Origin of the sequence: Pseudomonas salmasensis (assembly GCF_014268375.2) — a bacterium.
Classification (GTDB): domain Bacteria; phylum Pseudomonadota; class Gammaproteobacteria; order Pseudomonadales; family Pseudomonadaceae; genus Aquipseudomonas; species Aquipseudomonas salmasensis.
Genome location: NZ_CP077083.1, coordinates 2,069,777 through 2,089,595, shown reverse-complemented (window position 1 = coordinate 2,089,595; position 19,819 = coordinate 2,069,777). Strand labels below are relative to the sequence as shown.

Below are 19,819 nucleotides of genomic sequence, written 5' to 3'. Positions count from 1 at the left end.
GTGAACACTCAACCCGCTGAATGTGAACTGTCCAGCAGGCCCACCAGGCCATGGGGCTTTCATGACGGCTGGGGCCGGAGCCTGGACCGCCTGGTGAAATGGGTGACCGAGGACATGGTCGATTGACCGCGCAGATCGACGCCATTTACCGCAGCGAATCACGCCGCGTGCTCGCGACGTTGATTCGCGTGCTGGGGGATTTCGACCTGGCCGAGGAGGCGCTGCACGAGGCGTTTTTTGTCGCCGTGCAGCGCTGGCCCCAGGACGGCGTGCCGGATAATCCTCGGGCGTGGCTGGTGTCCACCGGCCGCTTCAAAGCCATCGACCGCCTGCGTCGCCAGTCGCGGTTTACCCCGTTACTGGAGGAGCAAGTCGACGCGCTGGAAGCCGCGCCGTGGAGTGAGGAAGACGTGGAAGACGACCGCCTGCGCCTGATGTTCACCTGCTGCCACCCAGCGTTGGCAGCCGACGCCCAGGTTGCGCTGACCCTGCGCGAGATCTGCGACCTGAGCACCGAGGCCATCGCCCACGCTTTTCTTGCCACGCCCACCACCATTGCCCAGCGTATCGTGCGCGCCAAGGGCAAGATCCGTCAGGCGAAAATTCCCTATCAAGTGCCATCCCGGGCCGAATTGCCCGAGCGGTTGGACAGTGTGCTGCGGGTGATTTACCTGGTGTTCAACGAGGGCTATTCGGCCTCAGCGGGTGCCGACCTCACCCGCGAAGACCTGACCCTGGAGGCGATTCGCCTGGGCCGTTTGCTGCTCGAGTTGCTGCCCGAGCCGGAAGTCATGGGCTTGCTGGCGTTGATGCTGCTGCACGAGTCGCGCCGGCCTGCCCGCACTTCTGCCAGCGGCGAACTGGTGCTGTTGGACGCTCAGGATCGTACGCTTTGGGACAGCGCCTTGATCGCTGAAGGCTGCGCATTGGTGGAGCAGGCGCTGATTACGCCACGCTTTGGGCCGTATTGCTTGCAGGCTGCGATTGCCGCCGTGCACGCCGAGGCGCCCAGCGCGGGGCAAACCGATTGGCGGCAGATCGTCGGGCTCTACGATGTATTGCTCGGGGCTGTGCCGTCGCCAGTGATCGAGTTGAACCGTGCGGTCGCGGTGGCGATGGAGCAGGGGCCGTTGGCGGGGTTGGCGCTGGTAGACGACCTATTGCAGCGCGGTGAGCTGCAGGACTACCACTTGGCGCATTCGGCGCGTGGGGAATTTTGCCGGCAGTTGGGACGGTTTGACCAAGCCCGCAGCGCGTACGAAAAAGCCTTGGCCCTGACCCAACAGGCGCCAGAAAAACGCTTCATCACGGGACGCCTCACCGAACTCAAATCCCCCAGACAGTGACGATCCAAATGTAGGAGCGAGCTTGCTCGCGAGAAACTCACCGACGCCGCGTTTCTTCAGGAAGCACGCGTTATCGTTGACGTTCTTCGCGAGCAAGCTCGCTCCTACAGGCTTATTCCAGCATCTTCTCCAGCAACCAGCTCCCCGCAGGCCCCGGTGGCTGTTGCCGCGACCACAACGCATCCACCGCCACCGAGCGTGGCCAACTGCGCACCTTGAGTTCAACCAACTGGTTGCCGCCAAAGCGCTCCACCAGCCAGCGCGGAATCGGTGCCCAACCAAACCCCAGTTGGGCCATTTCCATCAGCATCAGGTAACTCGGTGCCGACCACACGCGCTGGGTGCTGCGGTTTTCATTGGGGCTGATGATGCTCGCCAGGCGCAGCTCCCGGTGTTGTTGCAGGGTGTGCGGGGCAACCTTGTCCAGGCTCGCCAATGGGTGTTTAGGCGAGACGAACAGCGCAATTTCCGTGCGTTCCTCCACGGGAGAAAACGTCAGGTCCGGCGGGTAGACTTCCTGTTGCTCGATAAACGCGATCTGCGCCCGGCCACTTTGCACCAGCGCGATCAGGTCTTCGCATTCCGCGATCAGGCATTCCAGCTCAAGGTCCGGGTAGCGTTGTTCGAAGGCGGTGAGGGCGACCTCGAATCGATCAGATTGGTAAGTATCGGACATGGCGATACTCAGCTTCGGCTCCAGGCCCTGCGATAACTGACTGGCCGCCAGCTCCAGGCGGCTACTGGCTTCCAGCACTTGCTCTGCCCGTTGCAGCAAAACCTGCCCGGCGGGCGTGAGGGTCGGCTTGCGGCTGCTGCGGTCAAACAGCACCACATCCAGGTCGATCTCAAGGCTGGCCACTGCCGCGCTCACGGTGGACTGGCTCTTGCCCAGCTTGCGCGCCGCCGCGGAAAACGAGCCTTGGGTGGCCGCCTGGACAAACGCCTGGAGCACTTCATGGGAAGCCATGACTATCGCCTTGATCGATGGTTATTGGTTATGAAGTATCGAGCCAAAGCCTGATCATGGCAACCATCGTCACTCATGGAGCCGGGTCATGACCCCTACCAAATCCCTTACAGAACGCGTTTTTCAAGCCCTAGGTTTCGAAGGGCTGGCCTTGTTGATCTGCACGCCACTGCTGGTGTGGATCACCGGCCGGCCGGCGCTGGAGATGGGCGCAGTGACTTTGGGCATCAGCCTGTTGGCGCTGAGCTGGAACGTGGTGTTCAACAGCCTGTTCGACCGCCTTAAAACCCGCCTGCAACTGGCCAACGGTGGTTGGACCCGTGTGCTGCATGCGCTGCTGTTTGAAGGCGGCCTGATTCTGCTGGCGGTGCCGTTGATTGCCGCCTTGATGAAGATCAGCCTGTTGGAAGCCTTCATCCTCGACATTGGCGTGTTGCTGTTCTTCCTGCCGTACACCTACGTGTACCACTGGGGTTATGACGTGTTGCGCGAGAAATTCGCCGGTAAAACCCCAGTTACCCTGTAGGAGCGAGCTTGCTCGCGAAGATCGCTAACGATAACGCGAGGCCTTTGGAAACACGCGGCGCTCTTGAGTTTTTCGCGAGCAAGCTCGCTCCTACAGAGAAGCATTGGTTTAGAGGAACATCCCGCCCGACGCCTCGATCCGCTGGCCGGTGATCCAGTGGCTGCCCTCGGCCAGCAAGATCGAAATCGCCCCGCCAATGTCGTCCGGCAAGCCAGCGCGGCCCAGGGCGGTGTTGTTGGCCACCATCGCATTCACATCGGTGTTATCGCGCACCGCGCCGCCGCCGAAGTCGGTGGCAATCGCGCCAGGTGCCAGGGTGTTCACGGTAATCCCCCGTGGGCCCAGCTCTTTCGCCTGGTAGCGCGACAGCACTTCCACCGCGCCTTTCATGGACGCGTAGGCGGCATAACCCGGTAGGCTGAAGCGCGCCAGGCCGCTGGAGATATTGATAATGCGCCCGCCATCGCTGATCAGCGGCAGCAGTTTTTGCGTGAGGAAAAACGGTGCTTTCACATGGATCGCCACCAACTGGTCGAACTGGGCTTCGGTGGTTTCGGCAAAGCTTGCGTAGGTGCCAACCCCGGCGTTGTTGATCAGAAAGTTGAAATGATCCTGGGCGAACACATCCTTGAGCAGGGTGCCGATCTGGTCAACGAATGCATCGAAAGTTGCGCTCTGGCTGACGTCCAGTTGCAGCATGGCGGCGCGGCCGCCCAAGGCCTCCACTTGGGCAACCACGGCTTGGGCGTCGGCCGCTGCGCTGTGGTAGGTGCCGATGATGTCGATGCCTTGCGCAGCCAGGTGCAGGGCAGCGCTTTTGCCCAGGCCACGGCTGGCGCCGGTGATGAGTGCGATTTTACGGGTCATGGTGCAGTCCTCGAATGGGGTTAGTGGGACTGAGTGTATTTGTCCGGCCATAACGTGATAAACAGGCTGATATCGGAATCACTGGCCGGATAAGACGAACAATCTAATGAACAAGCTTGAGCTGCTGCGCACCTTTGTACGCGTCACTGAGTTGTCGAGCTTTACTCAGGCCGGCCAAAGCCTGGGCTTGCCGCGCTCTACGGTCTCCGAGCATGTGCAGGCGCTGGAAGAACTGCTGGGCGCACGGCTGTTGCAACGCACTACACGCAAGGTACAGGCGACCCAGGATGGTCGTGTGCTGTACGAACGCAGCAAGGACCTGCTGGCGCACATGGAGGAATTGGAGGGCTTGTTTCGCCAGGATGAAACCCAACTGGCCGGGCGCATACGGGTGGACATGCCCAATGTGATGGCACGCAGCGTGATCTTGCCGAACCTGCCCACCTTCATGGCGCGCCACCCGCTGATCGACATGGAGATCAGTTGTTCGGACCGCCAAGTGGACCTGATCGCCGAAGGGTTCGACTGCGTGGTGCGCGTCGGCGCCCAGCCCGATCAAACCGTGGTAGCGCGGCGAGTGTGCAGCATGCCGATGGTCAACTGCGCGAGCGCGGCGTACCTGCAACGGTATGGCGTGCCCAAAACCCTGGCAGACCTGGCGCATCATCAGTTGGTGCATTACGTGCGGCCGCTGGGCGCACGCTCGGCAGGGTTCGAATACCTGGTGGGCAACAAGGTGCAGCGGTTACCGATGGCGGGCCGGGTGACGGTCAACAGCACCGATGCCTATCAATCGGCGTGCCTGGGCGGGTTTGGCATCACTCAGGTGCCGCAGCTCGGCATACGCGACTTGTTGGCCAGCGGCGAGTTGGTGGCGGTGCTGCCCGACTATCAGGCGCCGCCCCTGGATGTGTCGTTGCTGTACGCCGGCCAGCGGCATTTGCCATTGCGGGTCCGGGTGTTCATGGACTGGTTGGCCGCCACCCTGCAAGCCCATCTCTAGCGGCGCGCCGACAACTGCTGCGGTGCCAGGAACGCGTCGTGGAAGTAGTCCCGGAACGCTTGCATCGCCGGGGTAAAGTCACGCTCGCGGTGCCAGGCCAGGCCGACGCTCATGGGCGTGACCGGGTCGGTGACGGTCAGGGTTTCGATGCGCTTGCCTTCCAGGGACCAGGGCCGGTGCACCAGGTCTGACAGGATCGCCACGCCGCTGCCGTTGGCGACCATGCTGCGCACCGCCTCCACCGAGCTGGTGCGCAGCCGCACCTTGGGGGTTTGCCCGGCCTGTTCCCAGTAGCGCATGGCGCTGTGTTCGGCTTCATCCACGGTAAGCAAAATGTAGGGTTCTTGGGCCACGTCCGCCAGGCTCACGGCCCCGCGTTCGCACAATGGGTGATGGCTGGGCAGCCACAGGCGGCGCTCGGAGTTGAACAGAATTTCCGAAACGATATCGGCATGGGTGAGGTTGGCCGTCAGCACCACGGCCATGTCGAACTGGCCGTCGAGCAGGCCCTGTTCGATGGCCTGGCGTTCCTGTTCGAACACCTCGATGGTCACGTCCGGATGCCAATGCTCCATGCGCTGCAAATGGTGCGGCAGGAAATAACCCAGCACCGTGTAACTGGCCGCCACCCGCAGCACGCCGCTGGCGCGGTAGTCCGGCAACGGGCTGTTGAGGGCGTCCTCCACGCTGCGCACAATCACATAGGCACGGTTGAGAAAATGCCGCCCGGCGTCGGTGAGGTTCATGCCCTGGGCCGAGCGCACGAACAACTGTACGCCGAGCATGGCTTCCAGCTCCTTGATCGCCGTGGTCACCGCCGATTGGGAAATATTCAAGTGAATCGCCGCCTGGGAAATCTGGCCAATCTCGGCGGTGGCGACGAAGTAGCGAACCTGGCGCAAGGTAAGGGACATGAGCGATATCTGATTTTCAGAAGATGGGCCATCTGATAATAGATCTTCCCAAGGGGTCAAGCCCCGGCCTACTTTGCGGGCATCACCTTTGGCGGAGCGACCTCGATGCAGGCAGTGGATTTCAATTCAGATATGGGCGAAGGCTTTGGCCCTTGGACCATCGGCGACGGCGTCGACGCAGAGCTGATGGCCTACATCAGCTCGGCCAATATCGCCACCGGCTTTCACGCCGGCGACCCCGGCACCATGCGCCGCACCGTCGAGCGTGCCAAGCAACTGGGTGTGGCGATTGGCGCGCACCCAGGCTTTCGTGACCTGGTGGGCTTCGGCCGTCGGCATATCAACGCACCGGCCCAGGAACTGGTGGACGACATGCTCTACCAGCTCGGTGCCCTGCGCGAAATCGCCCGTGCCCAAGGCGTGACCCTGCAACATATCAAGCCTCACGGCGCGCTCTACATGCACCTGGCCCGCGATGAAGAGGCCGCCCGGCTGTTGGTGCAAAACCTGCAGATCATCGAGCCCACGCTGTTGCTGTACTGCATGCCCAACTCGGTGATCTGGCGCATTGCCAAGGAACTGGGGCAGCCGGTGGTGCGCGAGTTCTATGCCGACCGTGAATACGACCTGAGCGGCTCCATCGTGTTTACTCGCAATGTGCGGGCGCTGGACCCCGCCACGGTTGCAGCGCGGGTCTTGCGCGCCTGCCAAACCGGCCTGGTGCGTACCGTCGAAGGCGAAGACCTGGCCATCGAATTCGATTCCATCTGCCTGCACAGCGACACCCCCGGCGCCCTGGAACTGGTGGAGGCCACCCGTGCAGCCCTGGACCAGGCGGGCATCGACGTCAGAGCACCCCAATAAGATTTACCCCTTACTTTTTTGCCTGCCTTTCTACAATGATTCCAAGAGGAACAGACATGGCTGAAACGTCCCCCATCCGCTACAGCTTCGGCGGTGATGAACACCTGTTTGCCGAGGTCAGCGACAGCATGTCCCTGGAGGCTTTTTTCAAGGGCATGGCGGTGACCCGCGCCGTGGAGCGCCTGGCGCTGGAAGGCGTGCTGGATGTGTGCCTGGCCAACGCATCGTTCCAGATTCGCTTCGACCCCGACCGCATCGCCCCTTACGCGTTGCTCGACGCCGTGCAAAGCGCCGAAGCCCAGGCCGTGGCCGAACGCACCTTGCGCACGCGCATCATCGAAATCCCGGTGCTCTATAACGACCCCTGGACTCACGAAACCCTGATGCGCTTTCGTGACCGCCACCAAGACCCCAGCGGCACAGACCTGGAATACGCCGCACGCATCAATGGCCTGGCCGACGTGGACGCGTTCATCGCCGCCCACAGCGGCGCGCCGTGGTTTGTGTCGATGGTCGGCTTTGTCGCGGGCTTGCCGTTCATGTTCCAGATGGTCGAACGCGAGCGGCAATTGCAGGTACCCAAATACCTGCGGCCACGCACCGACACACCGAAACTGACCCTGGGCCATGGCGGCTGCTTTGGCTGTATCTACTCGGTGCGAGGGGCGGGCGGTTACCAGATGTTCGGCGTCACCCCGGCACCGATCTACGACCCGGCGCAGCAGTTGGCGTATCTCAAGGAGCACATGGTGTTCTTTCGCCCTGGGGATATCGTGCAGTTCAAGCCGATAGGCCGAGAGGCGTATGACCGGGCCGTCGCCGAGGTGGACGCCGGGCGTTTCGACTTGCGTATTCGCCCGGTGGAATTTTCCCTGGATGCCTTTCTCGCCGACCCCATCGGCTATCCGAAAACCCTGCAGGAGGCGCTGGCATGATCAAGGTCCTCAAACCTGGCCTCGCCACCTCCGTGCAGGACCTGGGCCGTGAAGGCTATTACCACTTGGGCATCCCTCCGTCGGGGGCGCTGGACCCATACGCGTTGAGTGCGGCCAACCACCTGGTGGGCAACCCCGTGGGCGCGGCGGGGCTGGAGTGCACGCTGATCGGGCCGGAGCTGGAGTTCCAACAGGACGCGCTAGTGGCGTTGAGCGGCGCCTTGATGTCGCCGCGCCTGGACGGTGAAGTGGTGCACCAGGACACCGCCTTTACCGTGCGCGCCGGGCAGGTGCTGCGGTTCGAGTTTCCCAAGGCCGGCGCACGCACTTATCTTGCCGTCGCCGGCGGTATCGACGTGCCGTTGGTGCTCGGCAGCCGCTCCACCTACACCCTCGGCGCCCTCGGCGGGTTTAATGGCCGGCGCTTGCAGGAGGGCGATCAATTGTCGATCGGTACTGCCAGCGGTACCGGGCGTGCGGGCAACAGCTTGCCGATGGCGTTGCGACGTTCGGTCGGCGGCGATGTGACGTTGCGGGTGGTGCCGGGGCTGTATTACGAGCGTTTGACTGACGAGGCCAAAAGCAGCTTTTTCGCCGAGCCATGGACGGTCGGCTCCGAGGCCGATCGCATTGGCTATCGCTTCAAGGGCGGCAGCGCGTTGAGCTTCCAGCCACGGGAACAGCCGTTCGGCGCGGGCTCCGATCCGTCCAACATCGTGGACAGTTGCTACCCGATTGGCTCGATTCAGGTACCGGCCGGGCTGGAACCGATTGTGCTGCACCGCGATGCGGTATCGGGCGGTGGCTACGCGATGATTGGCACGGTGATCAGCGCCGACCTGGACTTGATCGGGCAGATGCAGCCCAACCAGCGAGCGGGGTTTGTGGCGGTGAGTCTCGAGGAGGCTTTGGAGGCGCGGCGGGTGTACAAGAAGCGGCTCAAAGCGATGGCTGGGCTTTTCAATCACTGACCCTGTAGGAGCGAGCTTGCTCGCGAAAAACGTCAACGATAACGCGTGCTTCTTGAATAAACGCGGCGTCTGCGAGTTTTTCGCGAGCAAGCTCGCTCCTACAGTGGCATTGGGGCAAGCCAGCTCCCACAGTTGGGGCTTATTTCAATTTGAGAATTTGCGAAAGGCCCAACGCCCGGCGATCAGGGTAAAGGTTGCGACCAAGGCCACCAATATCCAGAAGCCTTCCGGATCCTGAGACAGCGGCACCCCACCCACATTCATGCCAAAAAAGCCGGCAATGATGTTGATCGGTAGCGCCAGTACCGTCACCACCGTGAGGGTAAACAGCGTGCGGTTGCTCTGTTCATTGAGGTTGGCGGCGATCTCTTCCTGCAACAGCTTGATGCGCTCGCCTAGGGCGGTCAGGTCGTTGATGATCAGCGCAAACTCCTCGGTGGATTTGCGCAGCTCTTTCACGTCTTCCTTTTGCAGCCATTGCGGCGGGCGATTGAGCAGGCGCAGCAGCGAGCCCGGTTCCAGCGCCAGCAGGCGTTGCAGGCGCACCAGCACGCGGCGGGCGGCGCCCAGTTCGGCACGGTTGGTGGACAGGCGCGAAGACAACAGCTGATCCTCGATATGGTCAACGCTGATGCTGGTCTTGCGCACGATCTGTGTCAGCACTTCGCCTTGGTCGCGCAGCAGGTGCACCAACAGCTCCAAGGGGGAACGAAAGTGTTCGCCGGCCTTCACTGACGAGCGCAATTTATCCACCGAGTGCAACGGCTGCAGGCGTGCGCTCACCAGCAAGCGGCTGCGCGCACACACCCACAGCGTGGAAATATCCGACGACACCATGCTGCTGAAGTTGAACACCACATCGTTGACCACCGCCAGCAAGGCCGAGTCCACATGCTCGATGCGTGTGGAGCGTGAGCCCTCGTGCAGGGCTTCAAAAAACTCTTCCGGCAGCGACAAATGCGCCTGCATCCAGCGCTCGCAGGCGGCGTGCGCCAGGTTCAGGTGCAGCCACAGGAATTCTTCCGAGTCTGGCGGTTGCTGCAAGGCGGCGAGGGCGGTGGCGGAATCAATTTGCTGGCCTTTCTCGCCGGGGCGAAAACGAAAACCGTAAAGCAGGCCAAACAGATCGGAATCCTGATGGGCGTGGTCGATGCTGTGGTTCATGGCGACTCGCAGAGAAAGGGCCTGTAGGACGTTTCACAGGTTCCTAGGCGAATCATTGCAAGGCCGTATGACGGTTATGTGACGGTTTGAGGCGCGCATAAAAAAACGCGCCACCCTAAGGTGGCGCGTTTTTTCAAGGTTCAACTCAGGTGTCTTGCTTGTCTTCCAGCACGGCACCGGTTTTGGCGTCGAGCTTCACATCCCATTTTTTGCCGGTGGTGTCGGTCAGGTCCACTTCGTAGACCAGCTTGCCCGCTTCGTGGTCCAGCTCGGTATCGTTGATGGTCGCGCCGGCATGTTTGGCGACGGCAGCGGCGTTGAGCTTTTCAAACGCCATCACTTCACCGGACTTGAGCAGGCTAGGAATCTGGTCCGGACGAACATCAGCCTGGGCCAGGCCAGCGGTCAAGGTCAGGGCAGTAGCAGCGAACAGGGCAGTCAAGGTTTTCATCGTGTGTGTCCTTCTGGTTGAGCTGTTTAAGTGGCGCCAGATTAACCGGCGCAACTTAACTCATCCTTAATGGCTCACTGACACCAACGCCTTTAGTACTTATGGTCGTTGAGCAGGTCTTGCACGCTGGACGACGGCCAGCGTTTGTAGAACTTCAGCAGCTCGGCGGCGCGGTTGGTGAAGATGCCGTCGACGCCGGCCTTCATGACTTTCTCGAAGTCCACCGGCTCATCGACCGTATACACATGCACCAGCAGGCCCTTGTCGTGGGTCAGCGTGTTCATTTCAGGCTTCACCAAGTCGGTGTAGCTCTGGTCGCCGTGGTCGGTCAGCTCAGCCGACGGGCCGGTGCCGATGGCGCCGAGGCTTTTGGCTTCACCTACCCACTTTTCGAATTCGGCGGCGTCTTTGGGCTCTTGCTTGGCGTAGTAGGCGGCTTTGGTGGTTTCGCCTGACTCGGCGAAGGTCACTTTGGATTTGGGCTCGATACTGCCTTCGCCCACCCACAACAGCAGGATTTTCGGGGTGTTGGGCATTTCTTTCTGCAGCTCTTTGAGGCTGGCGGTTTCGAAGGTTTGCAGCACCACGCGGCCCTTGCCTTGGCCGACACCGGTGTTGCTCTTACCCAGTTTGGAACCGGCGGAGCTCAGCCAGCCTTTGTCGAGCAGCTTGTTTTTCAGGTCCGCTTCGATGCCTGGGAACTGCTTGGGCTCCTTGGTCTCGATGTACAGGCCGGGTTTGTGCGAGGGGTTGCCTTCGGCGATCTTGATGATGTCATCCAGGCTCTGAATCTTCAGGCCGACGAAACCAGGGCGCGCGCGGTCCGGGTAGGCGGCGTTGAACCAGCTGCCGGCGTCGAGGGTTTGCAGTTCTTTCCAGGTGAACTCGTTGGCGGGCGCGTCTTTGCGCTCGGGGAACTTGGTGGCGACGTCGGTGGTGCGCTGCAGGTTGTTGTCGTGCAGGGCGAACAGCACGCCGTCCTTGCTGCGTTGCAGGTCCAGTTCCAGGTAGTCGGCGCCCAGGTCGCGTGCAACCTTGTAGGCCGCAGCGGTGGATTCAGGCGCGTCGTAGGAAGCGCCACGGTGAGCGATCACGGCAGGGTAGGGGATGCCTTCGTTTGTCGCCAATTCGGCCGGGCTGACCGGCTCGGCAGCCTGTGCCTGGCCAAGGCCGAGCATCAATGCCAGCAGCAAGGCGCTTTTGGAAAACGTGACAGGCATATGCGAAGTCCTTTCGTGGAGGTAACTTTGAGAAGGTGTCCTTTTTAACAATTGATTGCGAACGGCGCTATCACCAAACCGACATTAACGTGCGCACCGGCCAATTTTGTGGACTTTTTTGCAGGGCGTTGCAGTATTCTTACAGGTAGCTGCCCCGTCAGAGGGCGGTATTTTCTGCCACGCGTGTAAACCATCTTTCCAGTCCCTGTGGGACTTTTCAGTGAGGTTTACCATGCGCATCACTTCCGAGCTTATTTGCCAGGCCGCCGACCAACTCCAGGGTTTTGTCGGCCTCAATCGCAAGACCGGCCAGTACATCGTGCGTTTCAGCGAAGACTCATTTGGCATGGACGTGGCTGATGACGGCATCATTCCCACCGCCGAGTTCGTCTGGCTACCGGCCGCCGACCACACCATGACCCTGTGCCGAGCGCGCCTGCAGTTGTTGCTCGACCAGAATATCGACGACCGCATCAACATCACCGAGCCGCTACGCGTGTATATGCGCCGGGTAGAGATCCCGCAGATCAGCGCGTTGCGTAGTTTGGTGAGTTAGTCGTCCGCCATTTTGCAAGCGATGACGAGCAAATGTGGGAGCTGGCTTGCCTGCGATGGCGGCCTGCCAGCCGACCGGGATGTGGGATTAGATTGAGTACATATCCGTTATTTAGGTAACGGCCACTTAGGGTTCCGCCCTGACGGCGGCTCACTTTTGAAAAGCGCAAAAGTAAGCAAAACGCTCTTGCCCCACCACTCGGCACCTCGCTTAGGCTCGGTGTGCCCGAACGCAGGCTTGAATCCGTGGGCCGCCGCCACGCGCCATCCATGGCGCGGGGCGGCTAACCCGGCGTCCTGCCGGGTTACCCACGAATTCAAGCCTGCGTTCGGCCAGCGTGGTTTAACGGGGCGCCTGAGATCAAGATCACAAGCAGATCAAGATCAAGAGCGGCTCGCTTCGCATCGTGGTTACCGTTGGCTGCTACACCCTACAAGATTGTGTAGATACCTATGGTCATCGCAGGCAAGCCAGCTCCCACAGGGTTCGGTGTTTCAAGTGGGGAAGGTGTAGGCCCGCTCTACCTTGCATACCCGCGTGTGAAACGCCGCATACCAAGTGGCCCGCCCTTGCTCGCGCACCTGCCGATGCTCGGCCTGCTGTTTCCAGGCCAGGATCGCCGCCTCGCTGGTCCAATAGGACACGGTGATTCCCAGCCCATCCTCCCGCGCTGATTCCACTCCAAGAAACCCCGGTTGTTGCCTGGCCAGTTCCAGCATGCGTGTGGCGGTCTCGCCATAACCCAGGTCGGCGTCGGTACGCAGCGAGCTGAAAATCACCGCGTAATAAGGTGGGGCGGGTGTCTTGGCGATCATGCCGATACCTCCTGGCAGGCTTTGAGCAGCGCGATCGCCAGCGGCGGCGTGATGCCCTTGAGCGCGGCGCGTTCGGGCTGGAACAGGGTGGCGACGAAGAACGGGTGGTCGAGCAATTCCACCGCGCGCAGGTCGCCCGCCGAATCGTGGCCGGTGGGGATCAGGTTGGCTTGCAGCAGGGCGTCGGCGAAGGTGGGGTTGATGCCGTAGCGGCAGCGGTATCCTTCGTGGATATCCAGGCTGCCGTAGGCCTGGGCGATGCGTGTGTAGGGGGCCAGGCGCACGGTGTCGCTCACTTCCACCAGGGAGCAGTCCAGCGGCGTGATGACGGCGCGCTCAGCATCCGGTACTAACTCGCCGTGCTGGGCATCGGCCCAACCGAGCACGTTGCGGGCATATTCCAGCACGGCATGTTGAAAACCGCCGCAGGTGCCGAGGAAAGGGCGACCTTGTACGCGGGCAAAACGTATCGCGCGCAGGGCGCCGTCGATATCGCGATAGGGGCTGCCGGGCACGCACCAGAAGCCGTCAAAATCGTACAAGGCAGAAGTGCAGGTGAGGGTGTCGGTGGCCAGCCATTGCACTTGGACGTTCAGGCCCAGAGCATCGGCGGCCTGTTGCAGGGCCACGGGAATGGCCTGGTGGGCGGTCACATCGGGGTTGTAGTCACCGATCAGGGCAAGGTGCAGCGCGGGGGTTGGCATCGTGTACGTCCCATGGCTTGTGGTGGGTTGATACCCACTATAGATTGGCGCTTACGCAATCAATATTGGCGTTTGCCCATATGTTCAATGCAGCCACGCACTATCAAATCGACTACGCCGACCTGTCATTGATCCTGGCCCTGGTGCGCGGCGGCACTCTGGCGCGGGCGGCGGCGTTGCTGCGGGTGGATGTGTCCACGGTGTTCCGTGCGGTGCGGCGGCTGGAGGCGGCGCTGGGCCAGACCCTGTTTGAAAAAAGCCGTGCCGGTTATTTGCCCACCGGCCTGGCGAGCAACCTGGCACAACAGGCCGAGCGTGCCGAGCAGGCGCTGGAGGCCGCGCGCATTGGCGTGGAGCAGGGCGGTGAAGTGATCAGCGGCACTGTGCGCCTGACCTGCACCGACTCGGTGTTGCAAGGCTTGCTGTTACCAGCCCTCGCGCAGTTCATGCCGGCCTACCCAGCGTTGACCCTGGAACTGAGCACCTCCAATGACTTCGCCAACCTCAGCCGCCGCGATGCGGATATCGCCCTGCGCCTGACCAAGGCGCCGCCAGCGCATCTTGTCGGACGCTGCCTGGGGGCGGTGACCTATCAGGTGTGTGCCAGTGCCGACTATGCGCGCCAGCATGCAGGCCACGAGTGGGCCGACCTGGCCTGGATCGCGCCAGATGACTTTTTACCCGATCACCCCACCGTCATCTGGCGTCGTGAACATTTGCCGGGCGTGCGTCCCCGTTATCGGTGCAACAGCATGCAGTCGGTGACCGAATTAGTGCGCGCGGGGTTGGGCGTGGCGGCGCTGCCGGATTTTCTGATGGGCGATGGCCTGCAACCGCTGGGCCCTGCGCTGGCAGGGCACGATACGGCGCTGTGGTTGTTGACGCGGCCTGATTGCCGGGCATTGCGCTCGGTAGTGACGCTGTTTGATGAGTTGGGGCGGCATGTGCGCTGGCTGCGAAGTTAGCCTGCAGACAGCCAGCGCCAATGGCTCAGCGATTACCTCGCTCGTTCGCAAACGCGCTCACCGCCTGTACCGCCTCGCCGGTGCCTTCACGAATTTGCAGGATCACCGTGCCGGCCTGGTTGGCCAGTTCCACACCCTGGGCGGCGCGGTCGCGGGTGGCGTCCATGCTGTCGATGGCTTGGCGGGTTTCGTCCTGGATCATGGCGATCATGCCGGAGATTTCGGCGGTGGAGCCGCTGGTGCGCGCCGCCAGTTGCCGTACTTCATCGGCCACCACGGCAAAGCCACGGCCCTGCTCGCCGGCGCGGGCCGCTTCAATAGCCGCGTTGAGGGCCAGCAGGTTGGTCTGGTCGGCAATGCCGCGAATGGTGTTGACGATGGCGGTGATCTGTTGCGAGCGTTCGCCCAGCTTGGCGATCAGTTGCGAAGAGGCGTCGATATCCACGGCAATTTCGCGCATGCCGGTGGCGGTTTTCTGAATCACTTCCGCGCCTTTTTCAGCCATCTCCTGGGTGTTCAACGACAGGTGGTAAGCCTGGGCGGCGCTCTGTGCGTCAGCGGCATGCTGTAGCACGCGGGCGGTGACATCCGAGGCGAACTTCACCACTTTGCACAGGCGCCCGCTGGCGTCGTACACCGGGTTGTAGTTGGCTTCCAGCCACACGACCTGGCCGTGTTTGTCCACCCGCTCAAACTGGCCATTGAACAGCTCGCCCTGGTTCAAGCGCTTCCAGAACTCGCTGTAGGCCGCACTGTTGGCCAGCTCGGGCGTGCAAAACAGGCGATGATGCTTGCCCTGGATCTGTGCCAGGCTGTAGCCCATGCGCTGCAGGAAATTGCCGTTGGCGGTGATGATGGTGCCGTCGAGGTTGAACTCGATCATCGCCATGGCGCGGTCGATGGCTTCGAGCTTGGCGTTGGCTTCGCTTTCGGCCTGCAGGCGTGGGGTGACGTCCATGGCGTATTTCACCACTTTAATCACGTTCCCCGCTTCATCCCGTACCGGGTTATAGCTGGCTTCCAGCCACACCGAGGCGCCGTTGGCGCCTACTCGTTCAAAGGTGCCCGACTGGAATTGGCCGTTGCGCAGGTGCGTCCACAACTGGTTGTAATCCGCGCTGCGGGCGAACGCCGGGGTACAGAACATCCGGTGGGGCTGGCCCAGGATCTGTTCGGCGCGGTAGCCCATGGTCTTGAAGAAGTTGTCATTGGCGCGCAGCACGGTGCCTTGCAGGTCAAATTCGATCACGGCCATGGAGCGCTCAATGGCGTCCAGCAGGCTGGTCTGTTGGGCAAGGCTGTGTTGCAGGGTACTGATGGTTTTCTTGTGAGCGTGAAATAGCATGGTGGAGGGCTCGGGCATGCAAGCGTATGCGGGGTCCATGTATTTGCGCCTGACCCCGTAGGGCCCCTGGCCTTACGGTTGACTTGCTCATTGCCAGCTTCCTGATGCTGACAGAGGGGGGTGGAACAACGGTCTCAGAGTGATCAATCGACCTGGAAGTTCGCCCATCAGGCAGGACTATTTTGACCAGGCGACCAATGGCGGCATTATGCTATTGCAGCAGGTGGGCGGAGCAAGATTCGGACGAGGTGTCATCAGACAACTCCGGCTGAATGAACGGCCGTGCATTCGCTGACCTTGACGCGGTTGCGGCCGCTGTTTTTGGCGGTGTACAACGCGCGATCCGCGGCATCGAGCCACATGACCGCGTCCTTGAACGACGTGTGGAAATCCGCCAGGCCGATGCTCAGGCTGACGCGCAGGTCGGGGATCTGCGCATGACGATAGTGACTGAAGGTTTCGCGCAGATGTTCCATCACCTGCGCAGCGGCGTGCAGGGGCATTTTCGGCAGAATCACACAGAACTCATCGCCGCCGTAGCGGCCGGCCAGGTCTTCTTCGCGCAAGTGTTCGCGCAGTGCCTGGCTCAACTGGCGCAGGACCGCGTCACCGACGGTGTGGCCATGCACGTCATTGATGTGCTTGAAATGGTCGATATCGATCAAGGCAATGGTCGCTTGGCCCTGTTGCTGCTGGCACTTGTGAAACTTGAGGTTGAGCAGGTCTTTCCACGAACCATGGTTGAGCAGGCCGGTCAGGCTGTCGACGCGGCTCAGGGCGCTGAGGGCGCGTTTGTGTTCCGACAGTTTGATCGCCAACTGGTAACAGACCATGCCGATGGCCATCGGGTAAAGCGTCAGCATTGGCAGGCAGGTGTAGACCTCGGTGAGGCTGACGCTGGGGTCGAACTTGACGCCGAACAGGCCCCAGGCCACCGCAATACCGGCGGCCTGTGCCAGCAACCCGCGCAGGAACAGGCGCTTGCCTCCGGCTGCGACGTTGTTCATGGCCATCATCGACAGAATGGTCACCGCTGTCAGTGGTGAAAACTGGGCGGCGGCGGCCCAGAAACCGCCCAGCACCGAGTCATACAGCAGGTTGCGTTGTTCGGCCTGGTAGGGAAACGGCGAGTGGGTGGAAACCAGGTACGCCACGTGCGGCCAGGCGATGCCGTTGAACAACAGCAACGCCCAGACCCAACCGGGCATCGACAAGGGATACAACGCGCCGATCACGCTGATGCTGCCGATACCCAGGCCGATAATCCTTGGCGTGTAGATTCGCCTGGCAAATGAAAGCCCTTTGCCTCGTCTGTTTTCCATAGTGTCCTGGGTTAACTTTTTTTGCAGATGCGACAGCGTGAGGCCAACGGGCAGAGCCGGTGATCGGGTAATAGAGGTGAATTGTCGATTATTCCCGTGGGATTAATCAGTGTCCTTCCAGGCCATTTGCGCAAAACAGCGGGTAAATACGCCAGAAACGACCTTAAATGTCGCGCCTGCAACAGTGCTTACAGAGGCGGGCACTGCGTGCTGGCTTCGTAGCCGGCGAGGAACAGGTCGATGGCTGATTCGATGACGTGGGCTTGGGCGGCAGGGTCGAGGGTGGGCTGGCCGAGGGTGATTTGCGGCCAGAACGCAAAAGCCTTGAGCAGGCTTTGGATCTGGTGGGCGGCGAACGCCGGGTCGGTGCAGGTGAGGCGGCCGTCTTCCTGGGCGGCACGTACCCATTGGGTAAAACCTTCTTCCCGCGCGCTGAGGCGGTTGACCATGTCTTGCGCACGTTCCGGCGAATGAATGGTGGCAGCAATGGCCACGCGTGCCAGGTCGAGGAAGTTGGCATCCGACATCATCTGCATTTTTGCTTCCAGCAACGTGCGCAGTTGGTCGCGCAGCGGGCGGTCGCGGGTATAGATCACGTCCAGTTGGGCAACGCTGCTGGCCCACAGTTGGTGGAGGATCTCGGCGAACAGTTCTTCCTTGCTGGGGAAGTGGTTGTACACCGTGCGCTTGGAAACGCCAGCGGTGGCGGCGATTTTGTCCATGCTGGTGACCTCGAAGCCGTTCTCGCGAAATTCGGCAATCGCCGCCGCCACGATGGCTTCGCGTTTACGCTCGGTGAGGCGTTTGGGGGCAGTCATGGAAGGCATTCGACTCAACAATGAATTTACACCGGGCAGTTTACTTGCTCCGGACTTTGTTGCAATCTAGAAACTACACTGTGCAGTGTAATACTTGAGCGGACCGCAGGAGTCACTTTGTCATGGCCACTATTTCAACCCGTCTCGACCGTGCGCCCTCGGCTCCCAAGCCTGCCGAGCAGGGCCTGGGGCCCTTCAGCAACGACGCTCCGGTGCAGCACGGTGGCTTGGGCAAGACCCTGCGTATTTTCTGGAACATGCTGTTCAACAAACCGCGCACCACTCGGCCCGTGGGGCAGATTCCGGTACAGCCATTGACCCGCGAGCAGTTATTGGCCGCCCCCGATCACAGTGTGTATCGCCTCGGCCATTCAACCGTGCTGCTGAAAATGCGCGGTAAGTTCTGGGTCACCGACCCGGTGTTTGCCGAGCGCGCCTCGCCCTTCAGCTGGGCCGGCCCCAAGCGTTTTCATCAGCCGCCGATCAGCCTGGAAGAGCTGCCAGCGCTGGAAGCGGTGATCCTTTCCCACAATCATTACGACCACCTCGACCGCAAAGCAGTGGTCCAATTGGCCGAAAAGACCCGCTACTTCCTGGCGCCCCTGGGCGTGGGTGACACGCTGGTCAAATGGGGCGTAGACGCCAGCAAAGTGCGCCAACTGGAATGGTGGCAGGGCACCGAAGTCGATGGCGTTCGTTTTGTCTGCACGCCGGCCCAGCACTTTTCCGGTCGCGGCCTGTTTGATGGCAACCAGACCCTGTGGTGCTCCTGGGTGATGATTGACGACACGCGACGTGTCTTTTTCAGTGGCGACACCGGCTACTTCGACGGTTTCAAACGTATCGGCGAGCAATACGGGCCGTTTGACCTGACCCTGATGGAAACCGGCGCTTACAATGTTGATTGGCCCCATGTGCACATGCAGCCGGAGCAGACACTGCAGGCGCATATCGATCTGAAAGGGCGCTGGCTGCTGCCGATTCACAACGGTACCTTCGATCTGGCCTTCCACGCTTGGCACGAACCGTTCGACCGCATCATGGCCCTGGCCTGGGAGCGCAATGTCTCGATCACCACCCCGGCAATGGGCCAGGCATTTCGCTTGAACCAGCCTGAGCGCGGGCATGCCTGGTGGCTGGAAGTGGAGCCTCAACCGGTTAACGAACACGCAGCAGGCTGAGCCGAAAGCCCGCTTGGAAAAGAGTTTTTCAGCGGGTTTCAGCTCTGCGACAAACGTCAAAGGAGAGTGCGATGATCCTTCGGGAATTTTATTTCCGGGAGGATGTTTCGATGGACAGCCATTGTAAGAAACTTTGGAAGATGGGTTTGCCGTGTGCGTCAGCCCAGCCGCTGCTCTGGCCAATGGACACCGTCGATGTGCCCGCCTCACGACCCCATGCAGCCCCCACTTCTATTGTCTTTGGCGCCGAACAGGCTGCGGGCGCCACGCTCGTCCCTGGGTATAACGCCCTGGCGCCCCATATACGGCCGGTACGTGACCCTGCGCTATCGCTTGTCGCCGTCAAAGGCGTGGACCCTAGCGAACCGGTGATGGTGGAAGTGCCGTTAGTGTTAAATAACACCACCTTCACCGCCACGCGGGCGTTGACCGGGTATCGGATCGGCTATGCCGAGCGCTATGTGCAGGGCAATCAGGTTGAGCCGGTTGAGCACAGTGCGGCTTTGCAGCAGGTCTTCGACACCCTGCGCCAGGCCGGTGTGCAATGGGTAGCAGTGGACATGCAGCGCAGCGGCGACAGTCAGCAGGCCTGTCGTGAAATCGATGAGCTGGTGGCAGGCCTTCGCCTGGATGCCTTGGTGTCGGAGGATCCCGAAGCTGCCTTTCATCACGCCTTGAGAAGCGGATACCCCACTGTGTGTGAAACCCTGGAGGATGGCTCCAGAGTCTGGTTTTACGGTGCGCGCTGGGCAGGTGATGGTTTGGCGGCACTGGTGCGCGCTTACCGCCAGCTTCGGCCATAGACGGTATAGATGCCTACACCGGGCTGGGAAGGGGAGGACGCGGTGGCAGGATTCGCCTGAAATAGCGGTGGGGTGTCGGCTC

21 protein-coding genes and 1 pseudogene are annotated in these 19,819 nt (G+C 61.4%); 11 read left to right on the top strand and 11 right to left on the bottom strand.

All coding sequences use genetic code 11. The features are described 5' to 3' along the window. Positions 1-32: 32 nt before the first annotated feature. Together HU731_RS09190 and HU731_RS09185 are read left to right on the top strand one after the other, a co-directional pair. A pseudogene (locus tag HU731_RS09190) lies at positions 33-126 on the top strand (polyketide cyclase); the annotation flags it as partial. After that, positions 123-1,346, top strand: a complete 1,224-nt coding sequence (locus HU731_RS09185; protein WP_186608603.1) for an RNA polymerase sigma factor — start codon at positions 123-125, stop codon at positions 1,344-1,346. The pseudogene HU731_RS09190 and the gene HU731_RS09185, both read left to right, overlap by 4 nt. Positions 1,347-1,458: 112 nt before the next feature. Here HU731_RS09185 and HU731_RS09180 read toward each other — a convergent pair whose 3' ends face one another. Further along, positions 1,459-2,313 (bottom strand): LysR family transcriptional regulator, encoded by an 855-nt coding sequence (locus HU731_RS09180; RefSeq protein WP_186608602.1) that lies wholly within the window; start codon positions 2,311-2,313, stop codon positions 1,459-1,461. Between the two features lie 88 nt (positions 2,314-2,401). On the opposite strand from HU731_RS09180, the gene HU731_RS09175 reads away from it, so the two are divergent. Next, positions 2,402-2,839, top strand: coding sequence for a multidrug/biocide efflux PACE transporter (locus HU731_RS09175; RefSeq protein WP_044273180.1), 438 nt, complete (start codon positions 2,402-2,404; stop codon positions 2,837-2,839). A gap of 108 nt (positions 2,840-2,947) precedes the next feature. On the opposite strand, the gene HU731_RS09170 is transcribed toward HU731_RS09175, so the two are convergent. Next, complete coding sequence (locus tag HU731_RS09170; protein ID WP_186608601.1) at positions 2,948-3,706, bottom strand: SDR family NAD(P)-dependent oxidoreductase; 759 nt, start codon at positions 3,704-3,706, stop codon at positions 2,948-2,950. Positions 3,707-3,812: 106 nt separating this feature from the next. Between HU731_RS09170 and HU731_RS09165 the strand changes: the two genes are divergently transcribed. Next, the gene (locus HU731_RS09165; protein WP_186608600.1) at positions 3,813-4,709 is read left to right on the top strand and encodes a LysR family transcriptional regulator; all 897 of its coding nucleotides are present in this window, start codon (positions 3,813-3,815) and stop codon (positions 4,707-4,709) included. On the opposite strand, the gene HU731_RS09160 is transcribed toward HU731_RS09165, so the two are convergent. Next, positions 4,706-5,623 carry a LysR family transcriptional regulator gene (locus tag HU731_RS09160; RefSeq protein WP_056791556.1) on the bottom strand — a complete coding sequence of 306 codons (918 nt, stop codon included), beginning with the start codon at positions 5,621-5,623 and terminating at the stop codon, positions 4,706-4,708. The two genes, HU731_RS09165 and HU731_RS09160, sit on opposite strands and share 4 nt — an antisense overlap. A 105-nt stretch (positions 5,624-5,728) precedes the next feature. Here HU731_RS09160 and HU731_RS09155 point away from each other — a divergent pair, with 105 nt between their 5' ends. The 3 genes from HU731_RS09155 to HU731_RS09145 are packed head-to-tail and all read left to right on the top strand — an operon-like array spanning position 5,729 to position 8,393. After that, entirely contained in the window at positions 5,729-6,487 is a 759-nt protein-coding gene (locus HU731_RS09155; protein ID WP_186608599.1) for a 5-oxoprolinase subunit PxpA, read from the top strand. Between the two features lie 56 nt (positions 6,488-6,543). Next, entirely contained in the window at positions 6,544-7,422 is an 879-nt protein-coding gene (locus HU731_RS09150) for a 5-oxoprolinase subunit B family protein (protein WP_186608598.1), read from the top strand. After that, positions 7,419-8,393 carry a 5-oxoprolinase subunit C family protein gene (locus HU731_RS09145; protein ID WP_186608597.1) on the top strand — a complete coding sequence of 325 codons (975 nt, stop codon included), beginning with the start codon at positions 7,419-7,421 and terminating at the stop codon, positions 8,391-8,393. The genes HU731_RS09150 and HU731_RS09145 overlap by 4 nt, the downstream gene beginning before the upstream one ends. 144 nt (positions 8,394-8,537) lie before the next feature. Here the strand turns inward: HU731_RS09145 and HU731_RS09140 are convergent, their stop codons facing one another. The 3 genes from HU731_RS09140 to HU731_RS09130 all read right to left on the bottom strand — a co-directional run bounded on the left by HU731_RS09140 (position 8,538) and on the right by HU731_RS09130 (position 11,228). Continuing rightward, entirely contained in the window at positions 8,538-9,557 is a 1,020-nt protein-coding gene (locus HU731_RS09140; RefSeq protein ID WP_186608596.1) for a transporter, read from the bottom strand. A gap of 145 nt (positions 9,558-9,702) precedes the next feature. Next, complete coding sequence (locus HU731_RS09135; protein WP_073523074.1) at positions 9,703-10,008, bottom strand: PepSY domain-containing protein; 306 nt, start codon at positions 10,006-10,008, stop codon at positions 9,703-9,705. A 92-nt stretch (positions 10,009-10,100) separates the two neighbouring features. Beyond that, a complete protein-coding gene (locus HU731_RS09130; RefSeq protein WP_186608595.1) occupies positions 10,101-11,228 on the bottom strand; it encodes a glycerophosphodiester phosphodiesterase family protein in 1,128 nt (375 codons plus the stop codon). Positions 11,229-11,460: 232 nt separating this feature from the next. On the opposite strand from HU731_RS09130, the gene HU731_RS09125 reads away from it, so the two are divergent. Beyond that, on the top strand, positions 11,461-11,784 hold the full coding sequence (locus tag HU731_RS09125; RefSeq protein WP_032895610.1) for a DUF2025 family protein: 324 nt from the start codon (positions 11,461-11,463) through the stop codon (positions 11,782-11,784). Between the two features lie 494 nt (positions 11,785-12,278). Here the strand turns inward: HU731_RS09125 and HU731_RS09120 are convergent, their stop codons facing one another. Beyond that, the gene (locus tag HU731_RS09120; RefSeq protein WP_186608594.1) at positions 12,279-12,599 is read right to left on the bottom strand and encodes an antibiotic biosynthesis monooxygenase family protein; all 321 of its coding nucleotides are present in this window, start codon (positions 12,597-12,599) and stop codon (positions 12,279-12,281) included. Beyond that, the gene (locus HU731_RS09115) at positions 12,596-13,303 is read right to left on the bottom strand and encodes a CTP synthase C-terminal region-related (seleno)protein (RefSeq protein ID WP_186608593.1); all 708 of its coding nucleotides are present in this window, start codon (positions 13,301-13,303) and stop codon (positions 12,596-12,598) included. Before HU731_RS09115 ends, HU731_RS09120 begins: the two co-directional genes overlap by 4 nt. An 80-nt stretch (positions 13,304-13,383) precedes the next feature. On the opposite strand from HU731_RS09115, the gene HU731_RS09110 reads away from it, so the two are divergent. Further along, positions 13,384-14,268, top strand: coding sequence for a LysR family transcriptional regulator (locus tag HU731_RS09110; protein WP_186608592.1), 885 nt, complete (start codon positions 13,384-13,386; stop codon positions 14,266-14,268). Between the two features lie 25 nt (positions 14,269-14,293). Here the strand turns inward: HU731_RS09110 and HU731_RS09105 are convergent, their stop codons facing one another. From HU731_RS09105 to HU731_RS09095, 3 genes are all read right to left on the bottom strand, one after another. Further along, entirely contained in the window at positions 14,294-15,613 is a 1,320-nt protein-coding gene (locus tag HU731_RS09105) for a methyl-accepting chemotaxis protein (RefSeq protein ID WP_032897795.1), read from the bottom strand. 254 nt (positions 15,614-15,867) lie between these two features. After that, positions 15,868-16,935: a diguanylate cyclase gene (locus HU731_RS09100; protein WP_186608591.1), complete on the bottom strand. Its 1,068-nt coding sequence runs from the start codon at positions 16,933-16,935 to the stop codon at positions 15,868-15,870. Between the two features lie 188 nt (positions 16,936-17,123). Next, on the bottom strand, positions 17,124-17,753 hold the full coding sequence (locus HU731_RS09095; protein WP_186608590.1) for a TetR/AcrR family transcriptional regulator: 630 nt from the start codon (positions 17,751-17,753) through the stop codon (positions 17,124-17,126). Between the two features lie 122 nt (positions 17,754-17,875). Between HU731_RS09095 and HU731_RS09090 the strand changes: the two genes are divergently transcribed. Then, positions 17,876-18,934: an MBL fold metallo-hydrolase gene (locus HU731_RS09090; RefSeq protein WP_186608589.1), complete on the top strand. Its 1,059-nt coding sequence runs from the start codon at positions 17,876-17,878 to the stop codon at positions 18,932-18,934. Between the two features lie 71 nt (positions 18,935-19,005). Further along, positions 19,006-19,737, top strand: a complete 732-nt coding sequence (locus HU731_RS09085) for a hypothetical protein (RefSeq protein WP_225931641.1) — start codon at positions 19,006-19,008, stop codon at positions 19,735-19,737. Positions 19,738-19,819 lie beyond the last annotated feature (82 nt).